Source organism: Dorea sp. D27 (assembly GCF_001185345.1).
GTDB lineage: Bacteria > Bacillota > Clostridia > Lachnospirales > Lachnospiraceae > Extibacter.
In genome coordinates this window covers 468,906-483,296 of sequence record NZ_KQ236745.1, presented here as the reverse complement: position 1 = coordinate 483,296, position 14,391 = coordinate 468,906, and the positions used below count along the sequence as shown (strand labels likewise).

The 14,391-nt window shown below is 49.1% G+C and carries 13 protein-coding genes and 1 riboswitch; all 13 genes read right to left on the bottom strand.

What is annotated here, in order from left to right:
• Positions 1-4 precede the first annotated feature (4 nt).
• The 13 genes from trxB to HMPREF0980_RS13360 all read right to left on the bottom strand — a co-directional run bounded on the left by trxB (position 5) and on the right by HMPREF0980_RS13360 (position 14,388).
• Positions 5-949 carry a thioredoxin-disulfide reductase gene (gene trxB / locus HMPREF0980_RS13425; protein WP_049729601.1) on the bottom strand — a complete coding sequence of 315 codons (945 nt, stop codon included), beginning with the start codon at positions 947-949 and terminating at the stop codon, positions 5-7.
• A gap of 39 nt (positions 950-988) precedes the next feature.
• Complete coding sequence (gene grdB, locus HMPREF0980_RS13415; RefSeq protein ID WP_084002787.1) at positions 989-2,299, bottom strand: glycine reductase complex selenoprotein B; 1,311 nt, start codon at positions 2,297-2,299, stop codon at positions 989-991.
• 18 nt (positions 2,300-2,317) lie between these two features.
• A complete protein-coding gene (locus HMPREF0980_RS13410; RefSeq protein ID WP_198146271.1) occupies positions 2,318-3,598 on the bottom strand; it encodes a glycine/sarcosine/betaine reductase component B subunit in 1,281 nt (426 codons plus the stop codon).
• 103 nt (positions 3,599-3,701) lie between these two features.
• A complete protein-coding gene (locus HMPREF0980_RS13405; RefSeq protein WP_049729597.1) occupies positions 3,702-4,085 on the bottom strand; it encodes a GrdX family protein in 384 nt (127 codons plus the stop codon).
• Positions 4,086-4,222: 137 nt separating this feature from the next.
• Positions 4,223-4,334, bottom strand: a riboswitch (glycine riboswitch).
• Positions 4,335-4,486: 152 nt separating this feature from the next.
• Positions 4,487-5,854: an alanine/glycine:cation symporter family protein gene (locus HMPREF0980_RS13400; protein ID WP_049729596.1), complete on the bottom strand. Its 1,368-nt coding sequence runs from the start codon at positions 5,852-5,854 to the stop codon at positions 4,487-4,489.
• A 269-nt stretch (positions 5,855-6,123) separates the two neighbouring features.
• Positions 6,124-7,557, bottom strand: coding sequence for an adenylosuccinate lyase (gene purB / locus HMPREF0980_RS13395; protein WP_049729595.1), 1,434 nt, complete (start codon positions 7,555-7,557; stop codon positions 6,124-6,126).
• 51 nt (positions 7,558-7,608) lie between these two features.
• A complete protein-coding gene (gene purF, locus HMPREF0980_RS13390; RefSeq protein ID WP_049729594.1) occupies positions 7,609-9,036 on the bottom strand; it encodes an amidophosphoribosyltransferase in 1,428 nt (475 codons plus the stop codon).
• Positions 9,037-9,054: 18 nt separating this feature from the next.
• Positions 9,055-9,762, bottom strand: a complete 708-nt coding sequence (gene purC / locus HMPREF0980_RS13385; RefSeq protein WP_049729593.1) for a phosphoribosylaminoimidazolesuccinocarboxamide synthase — start codon at positions 9,760-9,762, stop codon at positions 9,055-9,057.
• A 165-nt stretch (positions 9,763-9,927) separates the two neighbouring features.
• Positions 9,928-10,608, bottom strand: a complete 681-nt coding sequence (locus HMPREF0980_RS13380; RefSeq protein ID WP_049729592.1) for an amino acid ABC transporter ATP-binding protein — start codon at positions 10,606-10,608, stop codon at positions 9,928-9,930.
• A gap of 10 nt (positions 10,609-10,618) precedes the next feature.
• Positions 10,619-11,269, bottom strand: a complete 651-nt coding sequence (locus tag HMPREF0980_RS13375; RefSeq protein ID WP_049729591.1) for an amino acid ABC transporter permease — start codon at positions 11,267-11,269, stop codon at positions 10,619-10,621.
• Between the two features lie 113 nt (positions 11,270-11,382).
• The gene (locus tag HMPREF0980_RS13370) at positions 11,383-12,243 is read right to left on the bottom strand and encodes an amino acid ABC transporter substrate-binding protein (protein ID WP_049729590.1); all 861 of its coding nucleotides are present in this window, start codon (positions 12,241-12,243) and stop codon (positions 11,383-11,385) included.
• Between the two features lie 104 nt (positions 12,244-12,347).
• On the bottom strand, positions 12,348-13,130 hold the full coding sequence (locus HMPREF0980_RS13365; protein ID WP_049729689.1) for a hypothetical protein: 783 nt from the start codon (positions 13,128-13,130) through the stop codon (positions 12,348-12,350).
• Positions 13,105-14,388, bottom strand: a complete 1,284-nt coding sequence (locus HMPREF0980_RS13360) for a DUF5716 family protein (protein ID WP_049729688.1) — start codon at positions 14,386-14,388, stop codon at positions 13,105-13,107. The genes HMPREF0980_RS13365 and HMPREF0980_RS13360 overlap by 26 nt, the downstream gene beginning before the upstream one ends.
• Positions 14,389-14,391: the final 3 nt, after the last annotated feature.

Sequence of the window (14,391 nt, the reverse complement as noted above, 5' to 3'; positions counted from 1 at the left end):
CCTCCTAGAAATAATCTGATAAGCTTCTCTCCACCTGGACTGCAGCAATGGCTCCGTCCGCAGCGGCAGTTACAACCTGTCTCAGGCTCTTGATACGCACATCGCCGGCCGCATACACGTTCGGAACATTCGTATGCATATCATCGTCCGTCTTAATATATCCTCTCTCGTCCATATCTATGATACCTTCAAAGAGTTTGGAATTTGGAACCGTACCGATGAACCCGAACAAGCCGAACATGCCGTCCTCTGGGTCGGCCTCTACTTTGCGTGTCTCGCCGGTCTTAACATTCTTTACAATCATGCCCTGGAGGATGTCATCCCCATACACCTCTTCTACGACACTGTCCCAGAAGAAGTCAATCTTCGGGTTGGCAAATGCCTTCTCCTGGATAGACTTTGCGGCGCGAAGCTCGTTACGTCTGTGGATAATCGTAACTTTTCTGGCAAACTTAGTGAGATACATCGCTTCCTCAACCGCAGAGTCCCCGCCGCCGACGACATACACCTCAAAGTCTTCAAAGAAATTCGCATCACATGTGGCACAGTAAGATACGCCCTTGCCCATGAATTCCGCCTCACCTTTGCAGCCGATAGGCCTTGAGTAGGCGCCTGTGGCGATAATGATATTTTTTGCCTGATATTCTGCCTTTGTGCTCTTCAGCACCTTCACGTCGCCTTCCAGCTGTACTTCGGTAATCGTATCTGATACACGTTCAACGCCGAATTTTTCAGCCTGTCCCGTCATCCTAGCGATGAGCGAAGGACCTGATTCGCCTTCTACCATCTGTCCCGGATAATTTTCAATCTCGTCTGTGATTGCAATCTGTCCGCCATCCTGCCCTTTTTCAATAATCAGCGTAGAAAGACGGCTTCTTCCTGCATACAGCCCTGCCGCCAGACCGGCAGGACCTGCACCCAGGATAATTACGTCATAAATCTTGCCCATGGGATTCATCTCCTTTTTCTTGTTAAAGTAACATCTGCTCTAGTCAAAAATCGTCTGTCCGTCAACTTCCGTCGTAAGAGCGTCAAGCGCTTTTTCAACAATGTGGCGGCGAAGCTCCTTCTCCTCAGAAGCATCCAGCGCCGGATTGCCGAGCGGATGAGGAATCGCGATAGCCGGTACGATTCTGTTCGCGCCAACTGTCATTGATATCGGAGTAACTGTACAAATATGTACAACCGGGATGCCCGCTCTCTCGACCTCTTTCACCATCGTTGCACCGCAACGAGTACAGGTGCCTCATGTAGAGGTGAGGATGACAGCATCTACTCCGTCAGCAAGCAGCTTCTTAGAGAACTCAGCTGCAAATGCCTTGGAAGACGCGACTGCGGTTCCGTTACCGGTCGTCGTATAGAACAGGTGATGAAGTTCACCGATCTTTCCTTCTTTTTCCATGTCACGGAGCACATCTACCGGAAGTACGCGGTCTGAATCTTCATTTGCGTATACCGGATCATATCCGCCGTGAGCTGTCTCGTAAGTCTCTTCCGTCAGGTCCATGACACCCGCGATATCGTATTCTCCGTAATGTGACGCACTGGAGCTCTCGATATGGTCCGGATTTCCTTTCGGTACGATACCGCCTGATGTGACAAGCGCAATTTTGGCATGTGCAAGATCTTTGACCGCCGGGTTTGGATCTACCCTGTCAAAGTCCGGCATCGGGTATTCTGTAGTATACGGCTTGTCAGCCAGTTTCTGAAGCAGCATCTTTACCGCTCTCTTTGAACCTCTTTCTTCCTCGAAGAAATTCACGCGGACGCCGTTCGGCATATAGCCTTCCTGACAGGACGCGCCGATTGCTTCTCCTTTGGCAAGCTTAAGAGCTAATGGAGCCATCTTCGCTACCGCGCCTCTCATACCGGCTGCGCTGTTCTTCGTGGCAACCATGTATACCTGATTTTTGAACATGTCGGCGCCCGGGTTCTCCACATACATGCCTGTGATGGCCGGTATGCCAAGCTCTTCCTGGACGGCTGCCGCGATAGTACCACACGCGACGCCATAACGTCCCGCATTGAATGCCGGGCCTGCGATGAATACGTCAGGAGCCTGCTCTTTTACCATGGCAAGGACATCTGCTTTAGCTTTCTCAAGGTTCTCGTTAAAGTAGGAGTCGCCGCACACGATAGTTGCGATGATTTCTGCCTCATCTTTAAAATTCATGTTAAATGCCATACCCGGTCCAACCACTTCACCTACGCGAAGTTCCGCCGGATAATCCGCTTTTTCTTCTCCGCCGATGTTAGCGAAGAACTGGTTAATGTAATGTACAACTTTAATTTTGCTCATTTACTGTATCCTCCCTTATTATCTCGCGCTCAGTTTGTTGAAACCAGTTTCGTTTGTCGCACCTGTCAGCACCTGAAGTTCCACTTCCAGGGAACCGTCTTCGCGGAGAGTCTCTTCGCTGGCTCCGGCAATCTTAGTCACATAGTCAAGAGTTCCGATAACTTTGTCCAACTTAGGCAGGATAATAACCTGGTTAGCGTTTCCGCCTGTTACTACCGCGTCTGCTGCCGCGTCTGCATCCGCAAGAGACTGGGATCTGCCGTCACGTCCGGCATATTCGTCTGTGATGATGACTGTCTTGACACCTTCTGCCTCAATCTTCTTACAGTTCATAATCAAGTCTGTATCCGGGTTTCCGAATCCTTCCTGGGATACGATGACGCCGTCAAGGTCTAACATCTTGCAAAGCTTTGCCGTCCAGTCTGAGGAACGCTGCTTGTCTGCAAGGTATACATTTTCATTAGTGATGATCTGGCATACAAAGTTGATAGTCTTGCCGTGCTCTTCAAACATATCATGTACGACCGGATTGTTCAGGTGCACATAAGTCGGGTTCTTGTCACATGCAGATACACAGTTGCCGGATACGATAGCGCCGTCCATGATTTCCGTCGGATTCAGGACAGTCGGAAGCACTTTCTTTGCGTCTACGCCGTATACATATGTATCGTGCAGAAGTCCCTGGCTCTGAAGCATCTGTACGTATGCGACCCTTGGAAGGTCCGGATATTTTTCCATGCCTTCTTTGATCGTGCATGTCTCATACACTTTTGTTTCGTCCGGTGTAAGGTTCCGTGCAAGTTCCCCGATATATACCGCAACCCGGAAGCCTGCAAATCTTACTGCCTTTTCGTAATCGTGCTGTTTGATTCCGTCAACCGGTTCACATACCATAACAAGGTTGAGCGTCTTTGAAAATGGCGTATAGTCCGCACCCGGGCCAGTCATGTCGATGATACCTTCCTGGAAGCCTACTATCTTGCCGGCTGTTACGACTGCCATCCCTTTTAACGCATAGGTCTTGCCGCTTCCTACCGTATCTACTTTAGAGATGACGCCCGGGAAGATTCCCCCTCTTCCCTCTACTTTAACGCGTGGCTCGATGACATCCTTAACCGGGGTGATTCTCACACTCTCACCTGGCTTTGCAATGTCGAATGATACGCTTTTAATCTTCTCGTCTTCGAGAGCTACTGCCTTTACAGCCTCTTCTGATACATAAAGGATTCCGTCTTCAATCTTGGATTCTGCCGCAAACTGAATATCCTTGATGTATATGTGTCCCATTTCTAATTTCACGTATTGTTCCCTCCTTAAGTTAAATGTTGTTATTTGTTGAAGCTTTCGCTTGTTACAACCTCCCGCATACCCGGCCGGACGCTTCATGCCCGGCTTGCAGACATTACCACACGTCTGCCGATGTTATCGCGCTTTCCAGTAGGGTCCAGTCTATCATCTGAAAATCATCATATACCTCAGGCTTATACTTGTCTGACTTGAACATAAACTTGCCGCACGCCTCTATGGCATTCTCAATGATAACGACCGACCTTGGGTCTACCTCCCCCTTTCCTGCCGACAGCATGATTGATTTATATGGTGTTTCATTAGGCTTTACACTCCCCGACAAAGGGTGTGATAAAAGCGTGTGCCCTTCATGTATTCTGTCTCTTACTGCCTTGAGCACTTCCTCATAGGAAATCTCTTCGTATTCCACATTATGCGTTCCGCCTATCTTCTCCGGTACGAGTGGATTATTCGTTATTATTATGTAATCATTCTGCATCCCATCCACCTCTATATCTGGATAATTATGGTAATTAAATTTTGAATAAAAAAAGGACGATTTAAACACAGATGTGTAATTCGTCCTTTCTGTCTTTTGGCGTAATCAAATTACTTCAACACAAGATTCAGAATGCGGTCCTTTTCCCAGTCCTTTTGCCTGAAAGTTTCACCCCACAAGTGTTCACCCTCACTTGTCCGGCTTGCCTCTTCGGCGGCCATAAATATGGCTCTCTCTTGAAAAAAATCATCCCGCTGTTTAATTTTATTTATAGACGCAATGAATATATCTTATTGCTTGTTTTAATATTAACTTATTGTTAATAATTTTTCAACCTTTTCAAATGAGAAAGTTCGATTTGGTAATTTCACACAACAAAACTTCTCCGATTTTATGTATTTTTACTTTTTCTTATTTAGAAAGTTTTTGTAATAATCATCATGCACTTTTTTGATGACGCCGCTCAGCGCAAACAGACCGAGTATATTCGGGATGACCATCATGGAATTGAAGCAGTCGGCCATATTCCACACAAGATCAACCTGAGCGAGAGAACCGAGTATGACGCAGGCTGCCACGAGCAGGGAATACACCTTTACGGCTTTGGCGCCAAACAAGTATTTGATGTTCGCCTGGCCGAAGAAATACCACCCCACGATTGTCGAAAATGCAAAGAAGAACATGCACACCGCGATGAAGATATCCCCTCCCTTGCCGAATAAGGTGGAGAATGCATACTGGCTCAGTTCCGCTCCCGTCTTGCCTGTCGGGATAGATTTTGTCGTAATGATGACAAGCGCTGTAAGATTCAGAACGACAAACGTATCGATGAATACGCCAATCATCGCCACAAACCCCTGTTCCACCGGATGGTCTACCTTGGCCACCGCATGTGCGTGTGGCGTAGAACCCATGCCGGCCTCATTGGAGAAAAGGCCGCGGGCCACACCCTTTGTGAGCGCCAGTTTGATTGTCGCCCCGACTGCTCCCCCCGCGATGGATGACGGGCTGAACGCGCCGACGATGATTGCGTGGAACGCGTAAGGTATGTTCTTATAGTTATAGATAATCACTATCAATGCTCCAACGATATATAAGGCTGCCATAATCGGGACTATCGTCTCTGTGACCTTTGCAATCCTCTTCATGCCGCCCATAAATACGGCCAGTGCCAGAACTGCGATGACAACGCCCATCACTGCCTGGGGGACACCGAAGGCCGTGTGGAATGCTGCGGCGATTGAGTTGGACTGTACCGCGTTACCCATGAAGCCGAGCGCCAGTATGATCAGGACCGCAAATATGCCTGCGAGCACTTTGCCGAACGTCCCCTTGAACGCCGCCCGGATATAATATACCGGTCCTCCCGTCACCTCACCGTCGTCGCCTACACATTTATACTTCTGCGCCATGATAGCTTCAGAAAATATCGTTGCCATGCCGAGAAATGCAGCGACCCACATCCAGAAAATTGCCCCGGGTCCGCCGATTGCAAGCGCCGTAGCCGCACCGGCTATGTTGCCTGTGCCTACCTGTGCCGCGATTGCCGTAGCCAGCGCCTGGAATGAGGACATGCCGTCTGCTCCTGCCTCTCCCTTCTTGTGGAACAAGCCGCCGAACGTCCTCTTCAAGCCTTCCTTGAATCCTCTTACCTGGATAAATCCAAGCCTCACGGTAAACCAGATGCCGCCAAACAAAAGAGCGGCAATGAGGATGTAATCCGCAAGATAATGCTGAATCGTCAAGACAATGTTATTTAATGTCTCCATGTTCCTTCCCTCCTTCTCTCATAGATAGGGCCGATAACCAAACCTTACCTATCGATAAGTATATGATAAATTATTAACAATGTAATTGCAATAGGATTCTTCATTATTGGTAATTTTTGGTGAATTTTCTTCAATATTCATATTTACACATTGAATTTACGTCAAATTATTTTTGAAGATCTGTGAAAAATGCCAGAGGACAATCCCCTATGCGGCAAAAAGGCGGCTGCCTGGGCAAAATCCCGGCAGCCGCCTATAAGTTCTGTCAGTTATACATTGATTTCAGCGCTCATGCCAAGCACTTCTTCGTTCGCCTCAAGCAGCGGGGATACCGAATCCTGAAGGAATGCTTCTACCTGCACCGCTGCACGTCCGGTATATTTAGAAGGATCCATCGTCTTTTTAAGCTCTTCTTCGCTCAGATTGAATGCCGGGTCCGCCGCGATGAGTTCCAGCAGATTATTGTCCAGCCCTCTTTCTTTGACATTTCTTCCTGCCTCCATGGACAGCTCCCTGATCTTCTCATGCAGTTCCTGCCTGTCGCCGCCTGCCTTGACCGCGTCCATCATGATATTTTCCGTCGCCATGAACGGGAGTTCCGACATCAGACGCTTCTCAATCACCTTTGGATACACCACCAGACCATCTACCACGTTCAGGCACAGGTCCAGAATACCGTCGACGGCCAGAAAGCCCTCTGGTACGCTCAGACGCTTGTTCGCAGAGTCATCAAGCGTCCGCTCGAACCATTGCGTCGCCGAAGTGATGGCAGGATTCAGCGCATCTGCCATCACATAGCGGGACAGGGACGCAATCCGCTCGCTTCTCATAGGATTTCTTTTGTACGCCATCGCAGAAGAGCCTATCTGTGTTTTTTCAAATGGTTCTTCCACCTCTTTCAGATGCTGCAGGAGGCGGATATCGTTAGAGAACTTATGGGCGCTGGCCGCTATGCCTGCGAGCACATTCACGACTCTCGTGTCCACCTTGCGTGAATAGGTCTGGCCGGATACGGGATAGCATGCTTTGAATCCCATCTTTTCCGCGATCATCGGATCAATCTTATCTATCGTCTCCTGATCTCCTTCGAACAATTCCAGAAAGCTCGCCTGGGTCCCGGTCGTCCCCTTGGAGCCGAGCAGCTTCAGGCTCTCCTTTACATACTCCAGATCTTCCAGGTCCATCATGAATTCCTGCATCCAGAGCGTAGCCCTCTTCCCTACCGTCGTAGGCTGAGCCGGCTGGAAATGAGTGAATGCCAGTGTCGGAAGCGCTTTATATTCGGCTGCGAATCCAGCCAGCTCCGCTATAACGTTGACAAGCTTCCTTCTCACAATCTCCAGCGCTTCTGCCATGATGATGATATCCGTATTGTCACCGACGTAACACGAGGTGGCGCCGAGATGGATGATTCCTTTTGCCTTCGGGCACTGCTGTCCGTATGCATATACATGTGACATCACATCATGCCGGACGACCTTCTCGCGTTCTTTCGCCACTTCATAGTTGATATCGTCCCTGTGTTCCTTTAATTCTTCAATCTGTTCCTCCGTTATCGGAAGCCCGAGTTCCTTCTCTGTCTCGGCCAGCGCAATCCAAAGCCTTCTCCACGTCCGGAACTTCTTGTCCGGGGAAAAGACGTACTGCATCTCTTTGCTGGCATAACGCTCTGATAACGGGCTTACATATCTGTCTGTACTCATAATCCTTATCCTTTCATCACAATTCGTAAATTCGCCGCGTGGGCTTCCAGTCTATTCAAATGCCTGCGAAACATCTTTCCCCGGCACTTCCATCGGATAGTTCCCGGTAAAGCATGCATCGCAGTATCCGAGATCTCCCACCATATCTTTCAGCTTGTCAATCTCCATATAACCGAGAGAGTCCGCCCCGATCTTCTTCCGTATCTCTTCCGGCGTATGCGTGTGGGCTATCAGCTGTTCATTGGAAGGTACATCTGTACCGAAATAGCATGGATACAGAAATGGCGGTGAGCTTATTCTGACATGCACTTCCAAAGCACCTGCTTTTTTCAGCATCTTGATGATATTGGCGCACGTCGTGCCCCGCACGATGGAATCGTCTACCATAACGATTCGTTTGCCCCGTACTACTTCTTCGATGACATTGAGTTTTATCTTTACGCTTGATTCCCGCTCGCTCTGGTTTGGTTTGATGAACGTACGGCCTACATAGCTGTTCTTATGGAATGCCATACCGTAAGGAATCCCCGACTCTTCCGAATAGCCTTTTGCGGCCACGAGACCGGAATCCGGCACCCCGACAACGAGATCCGCGTCTACGGGATAAGACTTTGCAAGCGCTTTCCCAGCGATAATCCGGGAATGATACACGTTCACTCCGTCAAGCGTACTGTCTGTCCTGGCAAAGTAGATATATTCAAAGATACATCTTGCCTGTTTTCGTGCGTCGATTGCCATGCTCCTGTCAGACTCGATACCGTGTTTTGTAAAAGAAACGATCTCGCCCGGATCCACGTCGCGTACGAAGTCCGCCCCCACTGCAGAAAGGGCGCAGCTTTCCGATGCCAGTATATACGTGCCGTCCCGCTTTCCGATGCAGAGCGGCTTCAGTCCGAACGGGTCTCTTGCCCCGATCATCTTCCTCGGGGAACTGACGACGAGCGCATATGCCCCCTTGATTTTCTTCATGGCGTTCTTCACGGCATCCTCGGCCTTCCCTGTATTCAGGCGTTCCCGTGCGATATGGTACGCGATTACCTCAGAGTCGATGGTCGTCTGGAAGATGGCACCGGTATACTCCAGCTCTCTCCGAAGCTCCACCGCATTTGTCAGATTACCGTTGTGGGCTATGGCGAGCGTCCCCTTCACGTAGTTGATGACAAGGGGCATGGCATTCTCTGCCCGGGACCCTCCTGCTGTAGAGTAGCGTACGTGTCCTACTCCGAGATTTCCTTTCAGTTCTCTCAGAGACTCCTCGTCAAAGACATCATTGACAAGTCCGAGCCCTTTCTTCGAGCGTACTTTTCTTTCCCCATATGTGTCTGTCACTGCTATGCCGCAGCTTTCCTGCCCGCGGTGCTGTAATGCAAAAAGCCCATAATATACGGTGGGGGCTACATCGCCCCCATCCATATCATAGGCTCCAAATACACCACATTCTTCTCCCATACCTGTTGTGACCTTTTCAAATTGGTTCATGAATGTTCAAGCTCCTTACTATTTTATGCCGATTCTTCTGAACACTTCCTGATATGCGTCTTCTACATTGCCCATATCCCGGCGGAAACGGTCCTTGTCCAGCTTCTCATGCGTCTTTATATCCCACAGGCGGCACGTATCTGGAGATATCTCATCTGCCAGGATAACCTCTCCGTGAAATCTTCCGAATTCAATCTTAAAATCAATCAGCTCGATTCCTGCATCTGCAAAGAACTTTTGGAGTACTTCATTTACTTTGAACGTATACTCCGTAATCTTCTCGATCTCTTCTCTTGTAGACGCACCGATTGCGATTGCCATATAGTCATTGATCAGCGGGTCTCCCAGGTCGTCATCCTTATAGCTGAATTCAAGCGTAGGCGCCAGCAGGCTTGTCCCTTCTTCGATTCCAAGTCTCTTGGAGAAGCTCCCGGCAGCCACATTGCGGACGATGACTTCAAGGGGTACGATTTCCACCTTCTTAACCGCTGTCTCCCTGTCGCTCAGCTCTTCTACAAAGTGGGTCGGTACTCCTTCTTTTTCAAGAACCTGGAATACGTAGTTCGTCATCCGGTTGTTGATGACGCCCTTACCTACGATTGTTCCCTTTTTTTCTCCATTAAATGCTGTCGCATCATCTTTATAGTCTACAATTACAATATCTGGATCTTCTGTCTTAAAGACTTTTTTAGCTTTTCCTTCGTATAACTGTTCTAACTTCTGCATACTAACACCCATCCTTTTCTTGTTTTATCATCTGAATCTAAAGGCCTGATTAGCGCAAGCTGATATGGGAACCTGCGTTAAGACGCCCTGTGCACGTATAAGTATAATACAAGGCAGAAGGAAAAGCAATAATCCCGTCTGCCTTGTACAAAATACTTATAAGTTTTAACCAAATTTTCCGAGGAACTCCTGCATTCTCTCGTTAGATGATCCAAAGACTTCTTCCGGGGTCCCCCGCTCCGCGATGTACCCGTCATCCATGAATATTACATGGTCTGATACGTTTTTCGCGAAGTTCATCTCATGGGTTACGATTACCATCGTCATATGCTCGGCCGCCAGATCCTTGATTACCTTGAGAATCTCACCTGTCAGTTCCGGATCCAGTGCAGACGTAGGTTCATCGAAGAACAGGATATCCGGGTTCATGGCCAGCGCCCTTGCAATGGATACCCTCTGCTGCTGTCCTCCCGACAGCTGGTACGGATAGGCATCCTCTTTGCCCTCCAGCCCCATCTTTCTAAGCAGCATCCTCGCTTCCGCGACGACTTCTTCTTTTTTTCTCTTCTGTACCTTCAGAGGTGCGTCTATGATGTTCTTCATAACAGAATAGTGCGGAAACAGGTTGAAGTTCTGGAATACGAGTCCAAACGTACCTTCATAGCGAATCTCTCCTGAGTCAGGCGTCTCCAGGTTCGTGGCACACCGCAGGAGCGTGGATTTCCCGGAACCGGAGGGACCGATGATTCCCAGGACCTCTCCCGTATCCACGGTGAGTGATATGTCTTTCAGCACTTCCGTATCGCCAAAGCTTTTCTTAATATTTTTCATCTCCAACAGACTCATGCCTATCCTCCTACCGGTAATAACTCATCTTATTTTCAATCGCTTCCATCACCACTGCCACTATCAGGTTGAACACATAATAGAAGATACCGGCCGCCACAAAAGCTGTCATTGAGGTCTGGGCGGCTGCAATCTGTTTGGCGGTTGTGAACATCTCAGGAACTGCCACGACAAAAGCCAGGGACGTATCCTTTACGAGCGTTATCACTTCATTTGTGACCGACGGAAGAATCCGCTTCATCACCTGAGGCAATATGATGCGGAAAAAGGTCTGGGGCCTCGTGTATCCAAGCACGCGCGCGGCTTCATACTGTCCCGCCGATATGGATTCGATGCCTCCCCTGTAAATCTCCGCAAAATACGCGGCATAGTTTATCGCGAACCCGATCAGAACCGCCGTCAGCCGGTACGAGGCCGATATACGCATACCGAACAGATAATAGGGTCCGTAATATACGACCATCAGCTGGAGCATGAGGGGAGTCCCGCGCATCACCGATATGTACAGCTTTGTAATCCACTGTACAGGCTTGATCTTGGACATCCTTCCAAACGCTATGATTAATCCAAGCGGCAGCGAAAAAATCAGCGTCGCCGCAAATATTTCTATCGATACGACCATACCTCCGGCCAGCTGTTTTATAATCAAAGCCACATTCATCTAATCTTCCTCCGAATCACATTCTTATCATCAATAATATCTTCTCTCAGACCGAAAGAAGCCAGGCCTGTCCGGCCTGGCCTCTGTTATGTGCAATCAATCCCTGGATGGACTTATTTGCCGAGGCAGACCGCATCTGCGCTGATGCCGCCGTCGGCCCACTTCTCTACTATCTTGTCCAATGTGCCGTCTTCTGCCATCTCGTCCAATGTCTTCTGTACCGTGTCACGAAGCTCTTCATTCCCTTTTTTGAAGCCTATTCCGTACTGTTCCGTGGACAGTTTTTCATCCAGCAGCCGGAATCCTCCTCCTCTGCTGTCAATCTGGTAATTGGCTACACCGACATCCATCGCAATCGCTTCACATGCTCCCGATTCCAGATCCATAAACGCGGTGTTATAATCCGCCACCTGGTTCAAGGCCCCGAACGTAGCTGCCAGCTCCGCCTGACCGCCTTCTTCTTTGTCGTCGCTCTCAAGCGTATGTAATGCGGAAGAATCTGCCTGCACTTCTACCATCTTGCCTGCCAGGTCTTTGAATTCCTTAACGTCGGAATCCTCAGGAACAACGATTACCTGGCTGTTATCTACATATGGCTCTGACCACGTATATTTATCTTCTCTGCCATTCATCGTAAATCCGTTCCAGATACAGTCGATTGTTCCGGAACTGAGCTCCATATCTTTTGAATCCCAGTCTATTGGCTGCTTTTTCAGTTCCCACCCGTTTCTGTCACACACTTCCTGTGCAAGGTCAAGGTCAAAGCCCACGTATTCTCCGCTGTCATCTTTGTATCCGTACGGCGGGAACGCTGCGTCGAATCCTACCACAAATGTATCGTCGCCATTGTCCGCCTTCTCTTCTTTTGCGCTGTCCGTCTTTGCGTCTGACTTCTCTTCTTTATTTCCGCATCCAGCTGCCGCCATCCCTGCAATCATTACAAGAACTAATAATACTGCTAATTTTCTTTTCATCAATGCTTCCTCCTCATCTGCGACAATACGCGGCGTTTCATCCGCTGTACTGTTTTACCAGTTCATCAGTTGATTACTTTACCACACTAAATCGCTCTGTTATATTAGCATATTCCATGATTCTTGTCAATCCTGCGGTACTCTTTTTTCCACTGTTCCAGCTGCTCTCTGCTTATCTCCATATTAATCTCCCTGCGTATTCTCTTGACATCCTCTTTCAGCAGGGAAGCCGTACTTAAATATGCCGGGTTGCCCGACATCATCTTCACGAACTTTTCATCCGCCATCCCCCTGTAGCAGCTGTAGATATAGGCTTTCAGCATCTGGGGCTCCTCGCACAGCCGGTATGCCTCCTGGTACATCCTCGCCGCTTCCTCGTATAAGAAGAGACGACCGTATGCCGTGCCGAGACATCCGTAGACTCGTCCGTAAAAGCCCTTGTCCAGAGAGTCGTCCCACTCCTTGCTTACGATTGCCTGGTACACGAGGATTGCAGAGGCATATTCCCCGCTCTTGAGCAGGCTGTCCGCCTTGTACTTTTCCCGCTCCACATCGTTCTGATTCTGCAGGTGCTCCAGGATGCCCTGTATCTTGTTGATGTCGGACTTTGAATATATCGTAGATTCTTTCAGTATTGTCAGCACGAACTGTTCCACCGAGCAGTTCTGCGTAATCTCCTGGCGGAGCCTTTCTGCCAGCGTTCTCAGTTCAAGCTCCTGCTCGATCCAGTCGCAGAGCTGCGTATTCATTATCGTATAATCTATCAGGTAGAGGTTATTGCAGATATAGTAGCACAGCTCTTCTATCGTGTATATGCGGACGTGGATTCTCGTGATCTCATATGGCTGTTTCGCTTTTTTATTATGACATAGAATTAAACTGCCCATTGATTCCTCCTAAATGTATCTCTTTCTCCACCTGGAAGCCTGTAGGCGGATAGAATTCCCCGAATCCGATATCTTTGAATTTGAGCCTGCACGTCCTCTCATCCAGAAACATCGTCTCGATCAGCAGGCGCAGGGAATAGTCTTTCCTGTCCGGAAGTCCTTCCAGCCGCACGGTCTCTACCTGGAGGTCTCCTGCCGCAAGCGTCTCGATATGAATCTCCACGTCTGACGTATCTTCCAGTATCACTTCCCACTGTCCGTCCGCTTCATACCAGTGCGTCCCCCACGACACGATAGGATGCCAGCCTTCCTGCCCGTTTACCCTCATACGCAGGCATATCTGCTCGGTCATCTTCGTCTCGTCCAGATAGACCGGTCCTTCATCATAATCCCGGCATTTCCGGATAGAAGTATAACACGCCCCCTTGCTGTACAGGTTGTTTCCCAGAAAAGCCCTTCTGCCGTTGCACAGCACTTTCAGCGAATTAGGGTACCAGTTGTTTTCAAACCCTTCCCCTGTCAGATACACCGAAGAGACGACTTTTTTCTCAAACACGCTCTGGATGAACGTCTTGAACCTGCCGTCCGCGTCTTTTGCCTTGTCCACATTCAGTACCGGGTAGATGGCTTCAAGCTCTTTCATCCGGGCGTTCGCCACTTCGTCCACCGTGACGAACTTCTCGTTCCCCCGGCTGGACACCGTGTTCAGCCGGCGCAGCATATACGCCTTGATTTCATGCGCATCACAGTAAAACAAGGCCGATTCATACTGCCACAGCTCCTTTGGCTGATAGAACATATACTGGCAGAAGCTTTCCTTATAGTCCTGGACACATATATGATCCTTCCCGATTCCAAGGTGTCTCCCGATGCCTTTCAACATCTTTGTCATGTCGATGTTATTTTCAGGTACAGAAAAGGTGATATATGTTATCTCATCAAATTCCTCAAGAGACAGGCTTATGAACTTGGCAAGCAGCCATACCGCATCATGCGTCTTGGCCCCTACCCTCACTTTTTCCTGCCTGACGGCCAGGTTGAAAAGATCCGAGACCGTGCATCCCTCATTGACGGCCGCCAGCCTCTTTGCCTCCTTCCCATACACCCACCGGTCTCTGAAATAGCCAAGCATCAGAGGAATCTGGTAATTGTCCACCGCGACTTCCATCGTCACCGGCTCGTCTTTTGTCTCATCATAATAACTTATCTGACAGCTCTTCTCGTTCAGATCATAGCCAAGCATGCTCCCCTTATTCAATAC

Excerpts from the sequence above, each read along its gene's own strand:
- trxB (WP_049729601.1), bottom strand. The coding sequence starts at position 949 with ATGGGCAAGATTTATGACGTAATTATCCTGGGTGCAGGTCCTGCCGGT.
- HMPREF0980_RS13405 (WP_049729597.1), bottom strand. The coding sequence starts at position 4,085 with ATGCAGAATGATTACATAATAATAACGAATAATCCACTCGTACCGGAG.
- HMPREF0980_RS13400 (WP_049729596.1), bottom strand. The coding sequence starts at position 5,854 with ATGGAGACATTAAATAACATTGTCTTGACGATTCAGCATTATCTTGCG.
- purB (WP_049729595.1), bottom strand. The coding sequence starts at position 7,557 with ATGAGTACAGACAGATATGTAAGCCCGTTATCAGAGCGTTATGCCAGC.
- purF (WP_049729594.1), bottom strand. The coding sequence starts at position 9,036 with ATGAACCAATTTGAAAAGGTCACAACAGGTATGGGAGAAGAATGTGGT.
- purC (WP_049729593.1), bottom strand. The coding sequence starts at position 9,762 with ATGCAGAAGTTAGAACAGTTATACGAAGGAAAAGCTAAAAAAGTCTTT.
- HMPREF0980_RS13380 (WP_049729592.1), bottom strand. The coding sequence starts at position 10,608 with ATGAGTCTGTTGGAGATGAAAAATATTAAGAAAAGCTTTGGCGATACG.
- HMPREF0980_RS13375 (WP_049729591.1), bottom strand. The coding sequence starts at position 11,269 with ATGAATGTGGCTTTGATTATAAAACAGCTGGCCGGAGGTATGGTCGTA.
- HMPREF0980_RS13370 (WP_049729590.1), bottom strand. The coding sequence starts at position 12,243 with ATGAAAAGAAAATTAGCAGTATTATTAGTTCTTGTAATGATTGCAGGG.
- HMPREF0980_RS13365 (WP_049729689.1), bottom strand. The coding sequence starts at position 13,130 with ATGGGCAGTTTAATTCTATGTCATAATAAAAAAGCGAAACAGCCATAT.